Raw genomic sequence first — 18,829 nt, 5'->3', positions numbered from 1 at the left:
TTAAAAGGGGCATTTTTCTTACCGAACGTATTTCACCTGAATTCGTCCCTGGGACTTGCGATAAGTCTCAGGGATTTCGTCGCCCAAGCTTTTCAAGAATTTCACCATAGCATCGCTATCGGTCATCACCTTGTCAAGAACTATTTCGCTTTCGCGGAAGGCTGTAATTTCACCGCCCTCATACGCCACATAAGACGACAAACCGACCGTATATAATGCGTTCTCGTCAATGGCAACAAAGCCGTTTTCCGTCTCTACCTGCACATTTTCAATGCGTACTTGCGCCGCATCACCATCATTTTTCGTATCAACGACAGCCGTATAGCGGAGTCCCGAAACGTGCAAGAATCCACCAGATTCCTCAGGCAATTTCGAAGCCCCTTGTGCAAGAGCATCCTTAATTTGACGCCCGGTCGCACGAATCAAGCACATGCCATTTCCAAAGGGCATCACGTTCAGAACATCTTGATATTTCACATCGCCCGCAGGAATCGTCACACGTACACTCCCGCCATTTTCAATTCCAATTTGCGCCCCTACTGAAAAGCGCATGGCATCCGCCGCCAAATCGCCCAAGTTCGTTTCGCCCTTGCGAACCAAACGTTTTCCGTCATCGCTATTAATCGTCAATTCAAATTTCGTATTCGAGACAACCTTCTGTAAATCGGCGGCTGTCAAAGAACGCAAGCTATCGTGTGCTGCTGCGACTTTCTGGTTCACTGCAACGACGCTATCCATCGGAATCAAGCGTGAGTGGAATTTTCCGTTGCGAGTAATATCCAGCACGCCGACATTCTGGAATTTCGTTCCCGTCTGCGACAAAAGAACGCTATCGCCATTAGAATTTAAAACAAATTCTTCATTAACAACGCTATGCGAATGTCCGTCCAGCACAGCGTCAATCCCCGTCGTTTTCTGAACAACCTCAACGGAACTCACCGGCGGCACGAGCCCCAAATGCGAAAGCAAAATCACATAATCAGCACCTGCTTTACGCGCATCATCAACCGCCGACTGCACGAGATTGAAAATTTTCTCCGCAGGAATATCGTACAAAGTCTTTAACGAATCATCCGTAAATGCGTAAGACTCCCCCACTAAAGTTTGCGGAGTCAGCACTCCGACAAAAGCAATTTTCTTGGAGCCAACCTGCCTTAAAACGTAGGGCTTGAACAGCGGCGTCGAAGTTCCTTTCTGCACAAGGTTCACACAAACGATTGCTGCGTTCATGGAATCAGAAAGTTCCATCAAGCGCGGAATCTTATAATCAAATTCATGGTTACCAAGCGTCACGACATCGTAACCGACAGCATTCATGAGCGCTACAACATAGCCGCCACGAGAAATGCTCCCCATCGCACCGCCCTGCAAAAAATCACCAGACGAAACAGTCAAGACATCAGCCGTATCAGCAATCGCATCGCGAAGACCCGCAAATTTTGCATAGCCATCCATTTGGCAATGGACGTCGTTTTCGTAAACAACTACGATGCTCCGGGGCGAAGCCAAAGCATTCGAACGCCCTTCAACTTGAGGCTGTTTCCCCGAACAAGAAAACACGCCAAAAACAACCAAAGGCAACAAGTACTTTAGCTTATTCATACCCCCTCTATAATTGCAAATTTTTGCCTGTATTAAAGCTTTTCGGCAAATTCATTCATCGGCTTACGCACGTCGTGACGAGGAGACGGCACTCCGTTCTGCGGGTCGGCATAGCCAATGTCCAAAAGGCAAGCAAGCTTGATGTTCGGCTCGAAACCGAATTCATGTTCAATGTGAGCAGCATTGAAACCGCGTGCCCAGAGCGTTGCAAGTCCGAGGTCGGTCGCCTGCATCATCATTGAAGTTGCAATAATGCTCGAATCCATAATGCCACTTTTGAAATTGTCCATGTAGGTCGTCGGAGTGTAGACCTTGTTGTCGTCGTAGCAGACCATCAGCACCACAGGAGCGTTATACGCCATGCGCGTGATGCCACGAATCTTCTTGAGCGCTTCGGGAGAATGGAGAACCTTGATAAACACCGGTTGACCGTTTACCGCCGTCGGAGCGATACGGCCCGCTTCGAGCACCTGCATCAGTTTTTCGGGTTCAACTTCCTGTTCGCTAAAAGCACGGCAACTGAAACGATTTCTAGCCAAATCAATAAATGACATATGTACTCCTTTCCTTTTTCTGTATATCTATAAAAACAATATACCTCTGTCAACAATGTTTATAGAAAGCATTCCTCTTAGCAATTATATTAAAATATTTCCAAAAATATCTCGACAAAAGACCACTTCACGAACGATAATAAAACGAGGTGCGTCAAAATTCTATAATATTCTTACGAAAAAAGGATATATTCCATTAGGTAAAATAAAGAATTAAACAATGGCTACAAAAAAGACCGAAGAAAAAGTCGTCGCGAAGGACAAAGAGCATCTTGAAAAGTTGATTAAAGCCGCCATAAAAAAGAATGGTGTAAAATGCGACCTTAATTTCATCGATGTTTCTAAAGTCCAAAACATGAGCCGAATGTTTGCATTAAGCAAATTCAACGGAGACATCAGCCAATGGGACGTGTCTAACGTGACCGACATGAGCTACATGTTCGACGGATCCTCATTCAATGGTGATATCAGCAAGTGGGACGTGTCTAACGTGACCAACATGAGCAACATGTTCGGATATTCTCAATTCAACGGCGATATCAGCAAATGGAATGTGTCCAATGTCGAATACATGTATTCCATGTTCTGCAATAGCCCTTTCAATGGCGATATCAGCAAATGGGACGTGTCTAACGTGACCAACATGAGCTACATGTTCGAATGTTCTCAATTCAACGGCGACATCAGCAACTGGAACGTGTCTAACGTGACCAACATGAGCTACATGTTCGAATGTTCTCAATTCAACGGCGACATCAGCAACTGGAACGTGTCTAACGTGACCAACATGAGCCAAATGTTCGCAGGTTCTCAATTCAACGGCGACATCAGCAACTGGAACGTGTCTAACGTGACCAACATGAGCTACATGTTCGAATGTTCTCAATTCAACGGCGACATCAGCAACTGGAACGTGTCTAACGTGACCGACATGAGTTTCATGTTCGAAGCCGGCAAGAATTTCATGTTCGGACGATCTCAATTCAACGGCAACATCAGCAACTGGGACGTGTCTAACGTGACCAACATGAGTTTCATGTTCGGACGATCTCAATTCAACGGCGACATCAGCAACTGGGACGTATCAAAAGTCACAAACATGCAAGGAATGTTTGCTGAATCTATATTCAACGGCGACATCAGCAACTGGAACGTGTCTAACGTGACCGACATGGACTACATGTTCGCACGTTCTCAATTCAACGGTGACATCAGCAAGTGGGATGTTTCAAAAGTAAAAAACAAGAAGGTCATTTTCAGTGATTCTTTGCTTGAAAAAAGCGATAACCTTCCCAAAGGGGTCTCTAAAAGCAAGAATGCATCACAAAAAAAGCCATCCACAAAAAAGCCCGAAAACTTGTTTATGTTGAATACAATCACCATGAGCGATGCTCAAATCAAAAAATTCAACAGCATCTATAATGAAAAAAACATTCCTGAAATTTTTGGCAAAAAAGGTGCTGCATTAAACAAAATTTTAAGTGGAAAAACAACATTCAAAACAGCTAAAACACCGCCAATCGAAGTCTATAAAGATATGGCAGAAAAGGGTCTTGAATTCAACATCCACTGGGAAGGCACAGAATTTACAGAACTCGAATCTTGGGGTGTCGGCAACGGCAATGCAAAAGGCGGAAATTTCTGGTATTGCATAGACTTTAACGAAACTAGAGCAAAATTCTTAGAAGATTACGACCAAGATTGGAATCCTCAATCTAGTGAATTTGTAAAGCACATGGACGAATATGGCAACAACTGCGAAATCAAAAAATTCCAAGTTGTAGTCCATGGCGATAGCCAGCAAAAAATTTTCGCGTTGCCCGTCAAAAAATTGCTTGAACCAAACAAAAGCACAGAAAAAGGACTCGTTATTTTCAAAATTCCTTATTATTTGGAAGGCAACTACGATTCCGCAGGTCGCAGTTGCAAAGATTTTAGTGACAACCTTCGTTGCACATCCAAAGACAGCAAAAAAGAACTTTACCTTTTGGATAAAAAAGGACAGAAAATCAAAAGCATCCTCGACTTTGACCATAGCGAACCAGATAAAAACGGTGATGTCTATTATCCTGTTCCTGCAAGCGATTTTGAAAAGAAATCCAAGAACAAAACACTCACCCAAGAAGCAATTGCTAAGTGGAAAAAACTGTTGGGCATGAAGTAAACACCACATTGAATAACAAGCAAAGAAAATAAAAATGAATGAAGAAAATAATATCAAACAATGTATTGAAGACTTTCTCAAAAAAAATTTAAACACCGAGTATATCTACAACGAATTTTCGTTGCAGTTTGAGCTTGGAATATTCTTAAGGAACAACGGATTCAATGTTTATTTTGAAAAGAACGTTATGGCCGAATTCGGCAAAGAATATTCTAAAGATTTCATAAAAAAAGAAATGGATCTTTACGTAATCGGCAAAGATAATGAAAAATACGCTATTGAGTTAAAATATCCTACAAATGGAGCATACCCAAAACGAATGTTTCAATTTTTAGCAGATATTCAGTTTATGGAATCTGTAAAAAAGAATCTTTCTTTCACCAAGACTTTTTGTCTAGCTCTAATAAATACAGACAGAAAAGGCGGATCATTTATGGTGATTGGCAAAAAAAATACCAATGACGAACTAAAACCGATTTATTCTCTTTTCCGATCATCAGAGAATTCTTATAATAACAGCGACCAATTTTTTGCACAACAGCCGATCCATGGAAAAATCAATAATCCAATAAATTCAAAAAAATCAACTGAACCACCATTTGTAAAAATTGAAGGATCTTACAATATCAAATGGAATAAGGCAAACGAAAATTTTTGGTATTATCTGCTTGAAATATAACCCATGCTCTCATCCCCCCACACCTCAATCATCGCCCGCGACCGCGATCACCTAGAACAACTAATCAAAGAAGCCATCGAAAAAGATGGTCCCAATTGCGATTTGAACTTTATTGACGTATCCAACATAACGGATATGTCAGGATTGTTCAGTAGATTTAGCTTTTTCAACAATGAGTTTCATAAATTCAACGGCGACATCAGCAAATGGGATGTATCCAATGTCAAACGCATGGACGGCATGTTCTTTGAATCCGTATTCAATGGCGATATAAGCAAGTGGAATGTATCAAATGTCCAAGATATGCATTCCATGTTTATCGAATCCCTGTTCAACGGAGACATTAGTAACTGGAACGTTTCCAATGTCAAAGACATGCATTCCATGTTCGCTGAATCGCAATTCAATGGCGATATAAGCAAGTGGAATGTGTCCAATGTCGAATACATGTATTCCATGTTCTGCAATAGCCCTTTCAATGGCGATATCAGCAAATGGAACGTATCCAAAGTCAAAAACATGAACAGCATGTTCGCTGGATCCAAGTTCAATGGCGACATCAGTAACTGGGACGTTTCCCATGAGAAAGATATGAACGGCATGTTCGAATGTTCAGAATTCAAAGGAGACATCAGCAAGTGGGAAACAGAACGTTTGCTAGACCTTCACGGAATGTTCCAAGATTCCCAATTCGAAAAAACGGGGAAAGCAAAAAATTGGCTCAACAAAATTTATCCGCTCATGCTCGAAAACGCAACCGATTTCGATGGAAACGTTATCGCATTGAATCGCGAACACTTGCTAAATCTCATTGATGCAGCAATGTGGTTACACGGTCCAAATTGCGACTTAAACTTTATCAATACGTCCAATGTCACGATGATGCACGAATTGTTCAGAGATTCTCCATTTAACGGAGATATTAGCAAATGGGATGTATCCAATGTCAAGGATATGTCTGAAATGTTTTCTGGATCTCATTTCACTGGAAATATCTGTAATTGGAACGTTTCAAAAGTGGAATGCATGTACGAAATGTTCTATGATTCCGCACTAGAAAAAAACGGCAAAATTCCCAAGTGGTATAAAGAGACCCTCGACTTTTGACGATAAAATTTCTAAATTGTGCGACATGAAAAATTTTTACGTCACTACTCCGATTTATTACGTCAATGATGCCCCGCATATCGGGCATTCCTACACGACCGTTCTCGCAGATATCCTTACCCGCTTCCACAAGATCATCGGCTACCAGACATTCTTCTTGACCGGTACCGACGAACACGGCCAGAAGGTGCAGCGCGCCGCCGCCAAGCGTAACGTGACTCCGCAGGAACACGTGGACGAATACTACCACCGCTTCGAAGACCTCTGGAAGAAGATGAACATCCAGAACGACTTCTTCATCCGCACGACGATGCCGGAACACAAGGCTTACGTGCAGGAATGCTTGCAAAAGCTCTGGGACAAGGGTGAAATTTACTCGAAGGAATACGAAGGTTGGTACTCCGTTGGCGAAGAACGCTTCTTCAGCGAAGACGAACTCGACGAAAACAAGTGCGACCCGATCAGCCACCGCCCGGTGGAATGGCTCAAGGAAAAGAACTACTTCTTCAAGATGAGCGCCTACCAGCAGAAGCTGATTGACTACCTCGAATCGCACAAGGACTGGATTGTGCCGGACTACCGCTGGAACGAAATCCGCGGATTTCTCCGCCAGCCGCTGAACGACCTCTGCATCAGCCGTCCGAAGATCCGCCTCAGCTGGGGCATTCCGCTGCCGTTCGACCCGGACTACGTGACTTACGTCTGGTTTGACGCCCTCCTCAACTACGTGAGCGCCTCCACCGCCTTCCACAAGACTTATGCTGACGGCACGCCGATTTGGCCTGCCTCTTACCACCTCATCGGTAAGGACATTTTGACGACCCATAGCGTCTATTGGCCGACCATGCTCATGGCTCTCGACATTCCGCTCCCGCAGCACATCCTCGCCCACGGCTGGTGGCTCGTAAATGGTGGCGAAAAGATGAGTAAGTCCGCAGGTAACGTTGTGAACCCGATGGACTACATGGAAAAGTACGGCATCGACGCTTTCCGCTACTTCCTCGCTCGTGAAATGGTTGTCGGTCAGGACGCGAACTTCACGCACGAAGGCTTTGTCCGCCGCATCAACAGCGACCTCGCTAACGACCTCGGTAACGTCTTGAACCGCGTCCACCGCTTGGTACTCACGAACTTCGGCGGCGTTCTCCCGGCTCCGAACGCTCTCGACGATGCCGCCAACGAAGTGATTACGATTGCAAACCGCGTCCGCACAAACGTGATGGAATGGGTTCCGCAGGTCAAGCTCTCCCAAGTCGTCGAAGAAATCATGACGCTCGTCCGCAGCATCAACCGCTACCTCGAAATCAAGGCTCCGTGGAAGCTCGCCAAGGACGAATCCAAGAAGGACGAACTCGCAACAGTGCTTTACATTTCTGCCGAAGCCGTGCGTCTCTCGCTCAGCATGCTCTGGCCGGTCATCCCGGGCAAGAGCGAAGAAGGTCTCGCCATGATCGGTAGCAAGTTCACCGACCAGAACGACCTCGTGTGGGGCATCCTCAAGGGTGGCGAAAAGTTCGGCGAAGGCAAGCCGCTCTTCCCGCGTATCGAAGAAGAAGTCAAGAAAGCAGAACCGCAGCAGGCCAAGCCGAAGCAGAACAAGCCGCTTATGGCAGCTGACGTTCCGGCCGCTATGGACCTCCGTGTTGCACAAATTAAGGAAGTTGCTGACCACCCGGATGCAAGTAGCTTGTACGTACTCAAGGTTGATGCAGGCGAAGGCGAACTTCGTACGATTTGCAGCGGCCTCAAGAGCAGCTACCAGGCAAACGAACTCCAGGACCGCAAGATTCTCTTGTTCGCAAACTTGAAACCGAGCGCCCTCCGTGGCATCATGAGCCAGGGTATGCTCTTTGCAGGCGACCTCGAACCGGAAACGCACAAGTGCAGACTCGTAAGCGTCCCGGAAAATGCAAAGCCGGGTGACCGCGCTTTGTTCAAGGGTGTGACCCCGAGCGAACCGCGCGAGCTCAAGGTCAAGGACTTCGAAAAGATTGCCCTTACCGCAAAGGGTGGCGCCGTGTTCTGTGACGCGCTCGCTCTCGAAGTGAACGGCAAGCCGGTGACCTGCGACGTCGCTGACGGCGCTGGAATTCACTAGTTAATAGAAAGAACGAAAGAGAGCCCGCCAAACGGTGGGTTCTTTTTTTGTATATTGAACAACATGAAAGAAAGAATTCAGAAGATTTATCAAGACGCTCTCGTCTACCTCAAATCCTTAAATTGGATTGTCCTGCTCGGCATTGCCGCATTCAGCATCGCACTTGCCATCATCAACAACATCCGCGTCGATGACGCCAAATCCGTCGATTGGATTGGCACTCAAGATGTCCTCGAAAAGCCGGCAGACATTCTTTAAGGAGTTCCCATGATTGCATGTTTTGAAAAACAAAATCTCAAGAAGACCATTATCGCAGGCGTTCTCCTTCTCGTCGCAACATTCTTCGTGACCGTCGGCGTTGCCGAAATCAGCTTTCCCGAAACGATTTTCACATTCACTGACCAGGAATGGCTCCTCGACATTTGGCCGAAGGCATACCGCTACAACATCCACGTTGGCGTTGGCGCAATCGTTCTCGCTTGTGCGCTCATCTTCCCGGCCATCAAGATCCAAAAGGATTTTGCCATCCGCGCTCTTGAAACGCTTTGCCGCATCGGCATTGGAGGCATGTTCATTTTCGCCTCGATTTTCAAGATCCAGGACCCGCATCAGTTTGCAACGCTCGTTGCGCAGTACCAGTTTTTCTCGGCATTGCACCTCGACTTCGTGAACAATTTCTTTGCGCTCGTGTACCCGCAATTTGAATTCTGGTTCGGGCTTGCCATGATTGTCTCGCCGTTCGTCCGCGAATCTGCATTTGCGATTTTCTGGATGTTCGTAAGCTTCATCATCGCACTCGCCTGGGCGCTGTGGAATGACCTCGGCATCACTTGCGGTTGCTTTGAACTCGAAGGCGCTCAGGATAAGGCCGAAGCCTGGACTAGCCTCATCCGCGACCTCATCCTCATTTGGCCGACCCTCTGGCTCGCCTTCCGCAAGAACAAGAGCATCATCGGCATCTGGAAAAAAGACAAGGAAGTGAAGTAATGCAATCGTGGCACAAGACCTCGTCTATCCTTAGCATTATCTTTGGAACCGCACTCGCCTGCTCGGCGCATCCGGTCGACATGCCACACCACATTACCTTTGCCGATTCGGCGCATACCAAAGAGTTGAACATCAACGTCCAACTTCTGGATTCTCTCGCCATCACGAATCTCAGCAAGGCGAAAACACATTACGACAATTCCATGTCCGTACGTCTTTTCGCAAGCGGCAAATTCACCGACGCGTTCCTGTTTGATACCCGTGTCAAAGTCAACACGGACTACACAAACCGCTACATCAATTTCAATTACTACAATCCCGACGAAGGCCTCCCCTACAACAAGCAGAGCGAACATAAACGCACTTGGGACCTCTTCGCCGCAAACGTGAGCTACAATCTTGAACCCGTTAATTTGCTCGCCGGATTTGACTTTCTGGAATGGGGCCCCGCCCGCCGTAACCACGTGATTTTACGTGGAGAACGCAATTTTTACCGACCATGGCAAGATAGCTCCAGCCGCATTCCCGATGCAGCCCCGACTCCTTATTTTGGTTACCAGTTCACATTAGGCCCTATTGAATACACGCAGTATGCCGCCAAACTCTACGAAAAGAAGAACTTTGGCAAGTATTTCCATGCGCACCGCCTGAAGTTGAACCTCCCGAAAGAAATCACACTTGGCATTTCAGAAACGTCGCTTTACGGCACCACCACCGAAGCGGCTGGTACAAATCCGAACCCCGATAGCGATAGCACGGGCCGCGAATTTGAATGGGCTTACGTTCTCCCCTTCATCCCTTACGTTTTTCAGGAACACTTGCAAGGCGATCAGGACAACATCTCACTGGCTTTTGACTTGAGCGTGAAAACTCTCCCGAATTGGGAATTTTACGCTGAACTTTTGTGGGATGATATGAAATCCCCGACAAGCATGTTTGACGATAGTTGGTGGGGCAACAAGTGGGCCACAACGCTCGGCGTTGCTCGCGACAACTTTGAAATTGGCCCTGTGAATCTCAACTGGATATTTGAATACACGCGCATCGAACCATGGGTTTACACGCACCACAAAGGAAATGCCTACACGTACGCTAGCTACGCCCAAAGCCTCGGTAGTGACCTCGGCCCGAACAGCCAAGAAGTCCATACCGAAGTGACCGCAACATACAACTTCATCAAGGCTACGCTCTTCTTTGGCGCTGTCGCCAAAGACACCGCCTTCGGCGGGAACATCAGGGACTTGCACACGCCCGAAAGTGCCATGGACAAAAAGTTCCTGAACGAAGAGACAACGCTTCGCTACAAGGAACTTGGATTTACATTGAGCTTGACTCCGTGGGAATGGTTCAGCTTTAGAACAAGCTACACAAGATTCTTCGGAGACTTTAAAGGCTACCGCGCTTATGCCGTCGGTAGCGTACAATGGTAAAAAGATTTGTCAAGCCCGCCTTGAGCGGGCATTTCAATCTTAAAACATTTTTTTGAGTTCTTCCTCGTCGGTGGCGACGAGAACTTTTTCTTTCCATTCGGGGTCAAGCAAGCGCTTTGCCACATTCGCAATCGTAACCGTATGCGCCATTGCCGATTCCGCCGGAGAGAGAAGCACGCACATAAATTGCGCCTTCTCGTCATTACGAGTTTTAATCCCCGTAATGCCTTCACGAGCGACGACAAAAGCCATCAACGGCTCCTGCAAGCCAGAAACGCGCGTATGCGGGAGCAATAGCCCCTGCCCCATATAAATGCCCTGAGCGACACGCTCCGAAAGCCCTTTCCATGTTGACATTGCGTCGAACGGATAAGGACCTTTCACAAGCGCGTCATAAGCGTAACCCAAAGCACGATTGAACTCCACAGGCTGCGCGTAAATACGCGTATAGATGAGAGCCATTACTGCAGCGCCCAATCCATAAACTTGAACACTTCAGGGTCTGTAGCCTTGGCAATCTGCTTGAATTCGCCAAACAGCACACGGAGCTGAGCCTTGCCCGGTTCAATGTACTGTTCGAACTTTTCAATCTTTTTCACCTTGGAGAGGAAGCAGTAAGCGCCGAGAGCCTGCATCAAGCGCTGCAAGCTAGCGTGTACAAAGCCTTCCCAGGCATCGTCCTTCGTATAAATTCTTGTACCGCGGTACTGGCTGCGCCAATATTCAAAGAAGTCCTTGATCATCGGAAGCGGCAAGCTCACGTACGGGTCCCACAAGAGCGATGCGATATCATAGAACATCGAACCGCGACGAGCGCCCTGGAAATCGACAAATGCGACTTCGGAATTCGGACGGATCATGATGTTCTGGCTCTGGAAATCGCGATGCATCAAGACATTCGTCTGAGCTTCGACAGAGACCGCCACGAGCGAATAGAAATTGCGAACCGATTCCGGAATCTCCGTAATGCCCTTGTGGAGCTTGAGGTAATTCTCGGTAAAGTAATCGGATTCCCACTTGAGGGCGGCAAAGTCAAAGCGGCGGAGCCAAATTTCGGTGTGATGGCTGAACAGCTGATGGCTTGCATTCTGCCACTGGATAAGCGCATCAATCACTTCCGGGTACAGAATACGCGCACTGCCCGAAAGAACCTTCGTGCCATTCGGGAATGCTTCGTCCAAGAGGCTGCGTTTGCCCAAGTCTTCTTGCAACACCTGGCAGGCATTTTCGTCAACGCAATAAACGCGCGGAACCGGCAAGCCGTATTCCCTGAACGTCTTGGAATACTCGACAAAGTGCTTGAAATCTTCATTCACTTCGGCACTTACCTGCAAGACGCTTTTACGTTCATCGCTAGCGATACGGAAATAACGCCTTCCAGAGCCTGCACCGGCAATGGGAGTCACAGTAAAGTTTTCAGTATAACCATGAGTCAAGAGGAACTCATGAATACTCGGAGAAATTTTAATAATATCGTTTTGCATGCTTTTAATATACTTAAAGAAATATGAAAATGACAAATAAAATTAGCGATTTTGCGCTCCAATTAACAACAAAAAAAGACTGCCGCTAAGCAGTCTTCTTTCGTCTCAGATTCGACTACGAGGCTCGTAGCTCCGCTACGAAACAAGCATCATCGAGAACACCATGACGAACAGTGCGACCGTTTCGCCAACACCGAGCACCATCAAGTAGTTCACGAGGCCCTTGCCCGTTTCGCCAAGAGCGTTGCAAGCGTCAGCAGCGGACTTGCCCACATACCAAGCGCTAGCCATCATGCCAATGCCACCGAAGATGCCTACACCAAGGTAAGCAGCCCAGTTGCCCGGAGCAGCTTGAGACTTGTTCAAGATGTACATCATCAGGAGCATGCCGTAAATCGTCTGCGCAATCGGCGCACCCACGAAGATGAGCAGCGTAAAGAGCGCGTTCTTACCCTTGAGATACGCCTTTTTCCAGGCACCGATGGCCGCCATGCCGGCAGTCCCGCAGCCCAGCGCAGAGCCCACTGCGGCAAGGCCAAGAGCCGCCACCGCACCGAGCTTTGCGAGCGTTAAAAGTTGTGATTGATCCATAAGTGCTACCTCTTTCGATTAAAGCACCATCATGGAGAACACGAGCACGAACAAAGCGACGGTTTCGACGATACCGAGAACCATCAAGTAGTTCACCATGCCCTTGCCGGTTTCACCGAGAGCATCGCAAGCCACTGCAGCAGACTTGCCCTGGTACCAAGCAGAAGCCATCATGCCGAGGCCACCGAAGATACCAGCACCGAGGCAGCCGCCCCAATTCGTAAAGCCCTGTTCAGCAGCCTTGCTCAAGATGAAGTTCATGAGCAACATGCCGTAAATCGTCTGGGAAATCGGAGCACCGACGAACACGAGAAGCGTGAAGAGAGCGGACTTACCCTGAGCGTAAGCCTTCTTCCACATCGTGATAGCAGACATACCGGCCGTTCCGCAACCAAGGGCAGAGCCCATAGCCGCAATGCCAAGCGCAGCTGCAGCACCCATTTTAGCGAGAGTCACCATTGTATTCGGTTCCATTATATTATCCTCATTAAGTAGCGGGATTTAACCCTTGGTTTAATTTTTTTGCTTGGCGAAGGGGCTGAATGCAAATCCGCTCCATTCAAGACCAAGTCCATTTGAAAATTCGAGTGTGTTAAGACGTACGGCATGCACAGCAACGCCCATCACGGCAAGTGCAATGTTCAGGCCATGAACGCCCAAAAGAACTAGAGCTGCACCGGCAACACCCACGGCAGAGCCAAACAGCGGCGAGAGCATTCCATTGAACGCTTCGGCGATTGCTGCACCAGACATACCCACTGCAAAGAGACGGATATAGCTGATGACATCGGTGAAGCTGTTCACGATGTCGAGCACGAGCATCGGGATGCTGATGAAGTCCTGCTTGAGGCGGCTAGGCGGCACCGTAAAGAGCACGAGAAGCACAACTTCCACGATGAACATCGGGATGACGAACTTCGGCATGTCGATTCCAAGCACCATGTTGCATGCGAGGAAGAACATGACCCAAGCGCCCATGAGCCAGCCCACCTGCGCCATGAACGTCGAAGACTTGCGCTTGAAGCGCACAACGACATTCCACGCATGAGCAATGCTCAGATGCACAACGGCAATGCAGAAGCAGAACAGCTGGATATGCTGCATCTGGGATGCTCCAGCAGCCTTCGGCACAAAGCTAGCAGGCAAGAACGTAAACGTCTCGCAGAACTGCCTGTATGCTTCAAAGCGCGTCGGATCCGTCGGAGCAGAGCTGCGAATCCAGTAGAGCACGTTGCGCACGCCTTCCGGGATAAAGTTGTAGTTAGCGATATCGAGGTAGTAGCTCCACCCTGCAAGTTCCGGCGTAAGGCCAAGAAAGTTTGCATTGATGGCGCCCCAGATGATAGTCGCCCAGCTCATCAAATACACAAAGTGGAATCCGGCACTACTTGCCTTCGGCATTTTCGAGCGAGCAAACACCGCAAGACCGAGGAACAAAAGGCCATAAGCCATATCGCCCACAATCATCGCAAAGAAAAGGCTAAAGAAGCAGAGGAACACAGAGCTCACGTCAACTTCGTTGTAGCCCGGCGAGATGCCAATGATGTCATAGAGGCACTGCATCGGGCGCGAAAGCTTGTTGTAGCCGAGAAGCGTCGGGATGTTATCTTCGTCCGTCGGATCTTCAACGCGGATGCCCCAGCCGTTTGCCTTCGCAGCCGCACTGATTTCAGCAACGCGCGGTTCCGGGCAGAATCCCTGGAGAGCTGCCAAACCCTTGTTCTGGAGCATGCTTGCAGAAGCTTCCACGAGATTGTAACGGTCCGTCACTTCCAAAAGGCGGTCTTCGAGATCGTCCTTCACAGAAGCAAGCTGGGCAAAGCGTTCATCCACAGCAGAAATCGTCGTGTTCGATTCCTCTTCAATCATTCGATATTCTTCGAGCGACTTGAGAGGCATGGCGAGTTCCGTAAACGCACCCTTCACAGATGCAGGAGCATCGCCCTTCGTGAACACGGCAATGTACGTGCCATTTTCATCCTTGCCAAAGACATGCTTGTAAGCGTTATCGCCTTCGACTTCAAAAGGATCCTTGGAAAGATCGACGAGATAAAGGCGGACAAAAATGCCCTTTGCGACAAGTTCCTTGACCGTACGCGGATCGAGATTTCCAAAAGCGTGGAGCTTTTCAAGTTCTTCCTTGGCTTGTTCCAGCTGGATTTCGGCATTTTTCTTGTCCGAAATGAGCGTCTGGATTTCTTCGACGAGCGTTACACCGCTTGCACCTTTCGCTGCAGGCGTCACACCCTTGCGGAGCTTATCCGGAACGACTTCCATAGCCTTCTGCACGCGGGCCACAGCACCCTTTGCACCGTTCACAGAAGCACCAACGGCATTCTGGAGCGGAGTCAAATGGATAATTTCCATTTCGCGCAGAGCCTTAAGGGTTTCTTCCTTATGGCTTGCAAGCGTAAGAATGGTCACCTTCTTCATAGGAGTAATCATGCGGCAACCTCCTTACTCTGGGCGTCAAGTGCAAGCGCCTTAGCCGTAGCCTTGCCCTTTGCAAGCTTACTACGGGCCACACCGCTTGTCTGCTGGTCACCCAAGAAGATATTGATTTTGCGGATGTTATCCTTAGACTCGGGAATTTTCACCTTTTCGAACAGGTTCACACGCTGGCTCGTGGTACGCAGTTCCTTCGAAAGGAGTTCGTACTGCTTTTCGAGCACGCGGCGTTCCAAGCGCAAGGAAATCAAACCTTGCAAGCTGCGGATACCATCGTCGAGCCACACCGGAGTCGTAAAGAAGTCCGGAATGTTCACGTTGAATTCCACGCCGCTAAACGTCGGAATTTTCACGCCGGCAATGTTACCCTCGCCCTGTTCGACACTCTTCACCGAGAGATAGTTTTTCCACTCAATGGGGTCGGCAAAAAGCGAAATCCACGAAGCCATACTCTTGCGGAGCTTATCCTCTTCTTCGCGTTTCGCCATCACCTTCTCCTGGAGCGTACGCATTTCCATCTGCAGCTGCTGCTTCTTTAAAAGCAACGTCGGCAGATAGCGTTGGAAGCGCTTCAGTGCGTCACGTTCCGCCTTGAGGGCGTTTTTAGTTAACTTGACCTTAGCCATATTACCACTTCTTCGGCCAGTACTGATTGATCATCTTGGTGGGGATACCGGTTTCTTCAGGAGTGAAGCAATCGGCGAGGATTTCCCATCCGAGATCCAAAGCCTTTTCAAGAGGGATGTTCACAGAAAGGTCCATCATTTCCTTTTCGAAGCGTACGCCGTACTTCAACAGCTTCTGGTCCCAGTTGCTCATGTTGAAGCCCATGGATTGCTTTTCCAAGGTTTCCTTGTAACTCGCGTACAGCTGAATCATGGTGTTCATGATGGTACGGTGGTCGCTACGGGTCTTGCCGTTCACCTGCTGCTTAAGGCGGCTCAAAGAACCGAACGGTTCGATACGGCCCTTGCGCAAGTAGAACTGACCTTCGGTAATGTAACCCGTGTTGTCCGGAACCGGGTGCGTCACGTCGTCGCCCGGCATAGTGGTCACAGCCAAAATCGTGATAGAACCAGCATCGCTAAAGTCCACAGCCTTTTCGTAACGGCTTGCGAGCTGAGAGTAAAGGTCGCCAGGATAACCACGGTTTGACGGAATCTGTTCCATCGTAATAGCGATTTCCTTCATGGCGTCGGCAAAGTTCGTCATGTCCGTGAGGAGCACGAGCACGTTCTTGCCTTCGGTTGCAAACTTTTCAGCAACAGCCAAAGATGCATCCGGAACGAGCAAGCATTCCACAATCGGGTCAGATGCGGTATGCATGAACATCACCGTACGGGAAAGAGCACCGTTCTTTTCGAGGTAATCCTTGAGATAGAGGTAGTCATCGTGCTTGAGGCCCATGCCGCCGAGGATAATCACGTCGACTTCAGCCTGCAAGGCGATACGTGCCAAAAGTTCGTTGTAGGGTTCACCTGCAATCGAGAAAATCGGGAGCTTCTGCGAAACGACGAGCGTGTTAAACACGTCAATCATCGGGATACCCGTACGCACCATCGTCTTCGGAATGATACGCTTAGCAGGGTTCACAGAGGGACCGCCAATCGTGATGCGTTCGCCATCGACTTCCGGGCCGTTATCACGCGGCTTGCCGGCACCGTTAAACACGCGGCCAAGCAAGGCTTCACTGTACGGAACCTTCATCGGTTCACCGAGGAATCGCACTTCGGAGTCCGTGGAAATACCACGGGCACCTGCAAAGACCTGCAAGTCCACGAGGTCACCGTCAATGCGGATCACACGGGCAAGAGAAGTACCGAAAGAGCTCGTCACCTGAGCCAGTTCCTGGTTTGCAACGCCTTCGGCTCTCAAAGTAATCACAGAACCGGCAATGCGTTCAATACGATGGTAAGCAACATTATGCATTAGCAGAAACCTCCTTTACGGAAGCAAAAATACTGGATTCGAGATCCTTGAATTCCTGAGAGTCAAACGCCACACGGTTCCAGTCCTTGGTAGCCTGCGTGAGCTTGAGGAAGAACGTACGGGCGACATCCTTTTCGGTAAACGTCATCGGCGTCATGAGGATGGTGTAAATCTTGTCGAACACGTACTTTTGACGTTCTGCAGAGCAAGCGGCGTCGATTTCGTTATAGGCGTCCTGCTGCAGATAAACGGCATCAAGATATTCAGATTTCAGATAAACAATGAAGTCTTCGATCGAAGTACCTTCTTCGCCCACAACCTTCATCATGTTGTTCACGTCCACGCCATTAGCGAGGATAGAACGGGCCTGAGCGACCTTCTTGGAATCGATAATGCCTTCGTACTTGGACCAGGAATCCAACGGGTGGATTGCCGGGAAGCGGCGCTGGTCAGAACGTTCACGGGAAAGGCCGAGGAATGCGCCCACCACCTTCAAGGTAGCCTGGGTCACCGGTTCTTCGAAGTTACCACCTGCCGGAGACACGGAACCGCAAATCGTCACGGAGCCGGTCGAACCGTCCTTGAGGCGGACAACGCCACCGCGTTCGTAGAAGGATGCGATCACAGATTCGAGGTAAGCCGGGAATGCTTCTTCGCCCGGAATTTCTTCCAAACGGCCACTCATTTCACGCAAGGCCTGAGCCCAACGGGAAGTAGAGTCAGCGAGGAGGAGCACGTTGAGGCCCATCTGGCGATAGTATTCAGCGAGCGTCACGCCGGTATAAACGGAAGCTTCACGAGCTGCCACCGGCATCGAAGACGTGTTACAAATGATAAGCGTACGTTCCATCAAGGACTTGCCCGTACGCGGGTCAATCAATTCCGGGAATTCGCGAAGGGTTTCCACCACTTCACCAGCACGTTCACCGCAAGCGGCCAAAATCACGATGTCCACGTCGGCATAACGGCTCATAAGCTGCTGGAGCACGGTCTTACCGGCACCGAACGGGCCCGGCGTACAGAACGTACCGCCCTGCATCACAGGGAAGAACGTATCGATAATACGCTGCTGCATAGTGAGCGGCTTGGAGGGGCGCAAGCGTTCTTCGAATGCCTTAATCGGCATCTTGACCGGCCAGGTCTGCACCATCGTCACATCGACAGTTTCGCCCTTATCGTTCTTGAGCTTTGCGACAACATCTTCGACAACGCGGTCACCGGCAGTCGTGATGTAATCCACAGTCCACTTGCCAAGGAGCTTGAACGGCACCATGATGCGGTGCGAGAAAACACCTTCCGGAACCGTACCGAGCGTATCACCAGCGACAACCACATCGCCAGCCTTAGCGACCGGAGTAAAAGCCCACTTCTTATCGCGCGGGAGAGCCTTCAAATATTTACCGCGCTGGAGGAAGAAGCCGCATTCGTCAGCGAGCTTCGGCAGCGGGTTCTGAAGACCATCAAAAACTTGAGTAAGGAGACCCGGACCAAGTTCAACAGAAAGAAGTTCACCCGTAAATTCGACTTCGTCGCCAGCCTTGAGGCCAGTCGTATCTTCGAACACCTGGAGTTCAGCGTAATCACCACGGATACGAATCACTTCGCTCTTAAGGGGGATGATTTCTGTCTTACCTGCTTCGTTCTTCGAAATGAGCTTTGCATAAGCCACTTCGTTCTGGGAAACGGCGCTTTCAAACTTGACACGAATCAGGTTTCCGTTCACGCCGGTTATTTTTCCGATACTAGCCATTGAAAA

General features: G+C 48.9%; 17 protein-coding genes. 7 read left to right on the top strand and 10 right to left on the bottom strand.

Features of this window, described 5'->3' with window-relative positions; all coding sequences use genetic code 11:
- Window positions 1-18: 18 nt before the first annotated feature.
- Window positions 19-1,602: a bifunctional metallophosphatase/5'-nucleotidase gene (locus FSU_RS00535; RefSeq protein WP_014544965.1), complete on the bottom strand. Its 1,584-nt coding sequence runs from the start codon at window positions 1,600-1,602 to the stop codon at window positions 19-21.
- A gap of 32 nt (window positions 1,603-1,634) precedes the next feature.
- Entirely contained in the window at window positions 1,635-2,156 is a 522-nt protein-coding gene (locus tag FSU_RS00530) for a nitroreductase family protein (protein WP_014544964.1), read from the bottom strand.
- Between the two features lie 220 nt (window positions 2,157-2,376).
- Here FSU_RS00530 and FSU_RS00525 point away from each other — a divergent pair, with 220 nt between their 5' ends.
- From FSU_RS00525 to FSU_RS00495, 7 genes are all read left to right on the top strand, one after another.
- Window positions 2,377-4,320, top strand: a complete 1,944-nt coding sequence (locus tag FSU_RS00525) for a BspA family leucine-rich repeat surface protein (protein ID WP_014544963.1) — start codon at window positions 2,377-2,379, stop codon at window positions 4,318-4,320.
- A 34-nt stretch (window positions 4,321-4,354) separates the two neighbouring features.
- On the top strand, window positions 4,355-4,999 hold the full coding sequence (locus FSU_RS00520) for a hypothetical protein (protein ID WP_014544962.1): 645 nt from the start codon (window positions 4,355-4,357) through the stop codon (window positions 4,997-4,999).
- A gap of 3 nt (window positions 5,000-5,002) precedes the next feature.
- Entirely contained in the window at window positions 5,003-6,106 is a 1,104-nt protein-coding gene (locus tag FSU_RS00515; protein ID WP_014544961.1) for a BspA family leucine-rich repeat surface protein, read from the top strand.
- A gap of 25 nt (window positions 6,107-6,131) precedes the next feature.
- Window positions 6,132-8,204, top strand: coding sequence for a methionine--tRNA ligase (gene metG / locus FSU_RS00510; protein WP_015732436.1), 2,073 nt, complete (start codon window positions 6,132-6,134; stop codon window positions 8,202-8,204).
- Between the two features lie 63 nt (window positions 8,205-8,267).
- Window positions 8,268-8,462, top strand: coding sequence for a hypothetical protein (locus FSU_RS00505; protein WP_155808821.1), 195 nt, complete (start codon window positions 8,268-8,270; stop codon window positions 8,460-8,462).
- Between the two features lie 9 nt (window positions 8,463-8,471).
- Complete coding sequence (locus FSU_RS00500; RefSeq protein WP_014544958.1) at window positions 8,472-9,191, top strand: MauE/DoxX family redox-associated membrane protein; 720 nt, start codon at window positions 8,472-8,474, stop codon at window positions 9,189-9,191.
- A complete protein-coding gene (locus FSU_RS00495; RefSeq protein WP_014544957.1) occupies window positions 9,191-10,621 on the top strand; it encodes a hypothetical protein in 1,431 nt (476 codons plus the stop codon). Before FSU_RS00500 ends, FSU_RS00495 begins: the two co-directional genes overlap by 1 nt.
- A gap of 39 nt (window positions 10,622-10,660) precedes the next feature.
- Here the strand turns inward: FSU_RS00495 and FSU_RS00490 are convergent, their stop codons facing one another.
- The 8 genes from FSU_RS00490 to FSU_RS00455 all read right to left on the bottom strand — a co-directional run bounded on the left by FSU_RS00490 (window position 10,661) and on the right by FSU_RS00455 (window position 18,823).
- Window positions 10,661-11,083 (bottom strand): PTS sugar transporter subunit IIA, encoded by a 423-nt coding sequence (locus FSU_RS00490; protein WP_015732435.1) that lies wholly within the window; start codon window positions 11,081-11,083, stop codon window positions 10,661-10,663.
- A complete protein-coding gene (locus FSU_RS00485; RefSeq protein ID WP_014544955.1) occupies window positions 11,083-12,105 on the bottom strand; it encodes an aminoglycoside phosphotransferase family protein in 1,023 nt (340 codons plus the stop codon). Before FSU_RS00485 ends, FSU_RS00490 begins: the two co-directional genes overlap by 1 nt.
- A 135-nt stretch (window positions 12,106-12,240) precedes the next feature.
- A complete protein-coding gene (locus FSU_RS00480) occupies window positions 12,241-12,696 on the bottom strand; it encodes an ATP synthase subunit K (protein ID WP_014544954.1) in 456 nt (151 codons plus the stop codon).
- 18 nt (window positions 12,697-12,714) lie between these two features.
- Window positions 12,715-13,170, bottom strand: a complete 456-nt coding sequence (locus tag FSU_RS00475; RefSeq protein WP_015732433.1) for an ATP synthase subunit K — start codon at window positions 13,168-13,170, stop codon at window positions 12,715-12,717.
- A 39-nt stretch (window positions 13,171-13,209) separates the two neighbouring features.
- Window positions 13,210-15,141 carry a V-type ATP synthase subunit I gene (locus FSU_RS00470; protein WP_014544952.1) on the bottom strand — a complete coding sequence of 644 codons (1,932 nt, stop codon included), beginning with the start codon at window positions 15,139-15,141 and terminating at the stop codon, window positions 13,210-13,212.
- Window positions 15,138-15,770, bottom strand: a complete 633-nt coding sequence (locus FSU_RS00465) for a V-type ATP synthase subunit D (protein ID WP_014544951.1) — start codon at window positions 15,768-15,770, stop codon at window positions 15,138-15,140. The genes FSU_RS00470 and FSU_RS00465 overlap by 4 nt, the downstream gene beginning before the upstream one ends.
- 1 nt (window position 15,771) lies before the next feature.
- Window positions 15,772-17,073, bottom strand: a complete 1,302-nt coding sequence (locus tag FSU_RS00460; protein WP_014544950.1) for a V-type ATP synthase subunit B — start codon at window positions 17,071-17,073, stop codon at window positions 15,772-15,774.
- Entirely contained in the window at window positions 17,066-18,823 is a 1,758-nt protein-coding gene (locus FSU_RS00455; RefSeq protein WP_014544949.1) for a V-type ATP synthase subunit A, read from the bottom strand. The genes FSU_RS00460 and FSU_RS00455 overlap by 8 nt, the downstream gene beginning before the upstream one ends.
- Between the last annotated feature and the right edge of the window lie 6 nt (window positions 18,824-18,829).

The sequence above is a fragment of the Fibrobacter succinogenes subsp. succinogenes S85 genome (assembly GCF_000146505.1).
Classification (GTDB): domain Bacteria; phylum Fibrobacterota; class Fibrobacteria; order Fibrobacterales; family Fibrobacteraceae; genus Fibrobacter; species Fibrobacter succinogenes.
The sequence above is the reverse complement of the archived record's forward strand: the minus strand, read 5'-3'. Positions and strand labels throughout refer to the sequence as shown.

Bases quoted from the DNA above. Each gene is read 5' to 3' on its own strand.
- FSU_RS00480 (WP_014544954.1), bottom strand. From the start codon at position 12,696: ATGGATCAATCACAACTTTTAACGCTCGCAAAGCTCGGTGCGGTGGCG.
- FSU_RS00530 (WP_014544964.1), bottom strand. From the start codon at position 2,156: ATGTCATTTATTGATTTGGCTAGAAATCGTTTCAGTTGCCGTGCTTTT.
- FSU_RS00500 (WP_014544958.1), top strand. From the start codon at position 8,472: ATGATTGCATGTTTTGAAAAACAAAATCTCAAGAAGACCATTATCGCA.
- FSU_RS00485 (WP_014544955.1), bottom strand. From the start codon at position 12,105: ATGCAAAACGATATTATTAAAATTTCTCCGAGTATTCATGAGTTCCTC.
- FSU_RS00465 (WP_014544951.1), bottom strand. From the start codon at position 15,770: ATGGCTAAGGTCAAGTTAACTAAAAACGCCCTCAAGGCGGAACGTGAC.
- FSU_RS00460 (WP_014544950.1), bottom strand. From the start codon at position 17,073: ATGCATAATGTTGCTTACCATCGTATTGAACGCATTGCCGGTTCTGTG.
- FSU_RS00515 (WP_014544961.1), top strand. From the start codon at position 5,003: ATGCTCTCATCCCCCCACACCTCAATCATCGCCCGCGACCGCGATCAC.
- FSU_RS00535 (WP_014544965.1), bottom strand. From the start codon at position 1,602: ATGAATAAGCTAAAGTACTTGTTGCCTTTGGTTGTTTTTGGCGTGTTT.
- FSU_RS00490 (WP_015732435.1), bottom strand. From the start codon at position 11,083: ATGGCTCTCATCTATACGCGTATTTACGCGCAGCCTGTGGAGTTCAAT.
- FSU_RS00525 (WP_014544963.1), top strand. From the start codon at position 2,377: ATGGCTACAAAAAAGACCGAAGAAAAAGTCGTCGCGAAGGACAAAGAG.
- FSU_RS00495 (WP_014544957.1), top strand. From the start codon at position 9,191: ATGCAATCGTGGCACAAGACCTCGTCTATCCTTAGCATTATCTTTGGA.
- metG (WP_015732436.1), top strand. From the start codon at position 6,132: ATGAAAAATTTTTACGTCACTACTCCGATTTATTACGTCAATGATGCC.
- FSU_RS00470 (WP_014544952.1), bottom strand. From the start codon at position 15,141: ATGATTACTCCTATGAAGAAGGTGACCATTCTTACGCTTGCAAGCCAT.
- FSU_RS00520 (WP_014544962.1), top strand. From the start codon at position 4,355: ATGAATGAAGAAAATAATATCAAACAATGTATTGAAGACTTTCTCAAA.
- FSU_RS00505 (WP_155808821.1), top strand. From the start codon at position 8,268: ATGAAAGAAAGAATTCAGAAGATTTATCAAGACGCTCTCGTCTACCTC.
- FSU_RS00475 (WP_015732433.1), bottom strand. From the start codon at position 13,170: ATGGAACCGAATACAATGGTGACTCTCGCTAAAATGGGTGCTGCAGCT.
- FSU_RS00455 (WP_014544949.1), bottom strand. From the start codon at position 18,823: ATGGCTAGTATCGGAAAAATAACCGGCGTGAACGGAAACCTGATTCGT.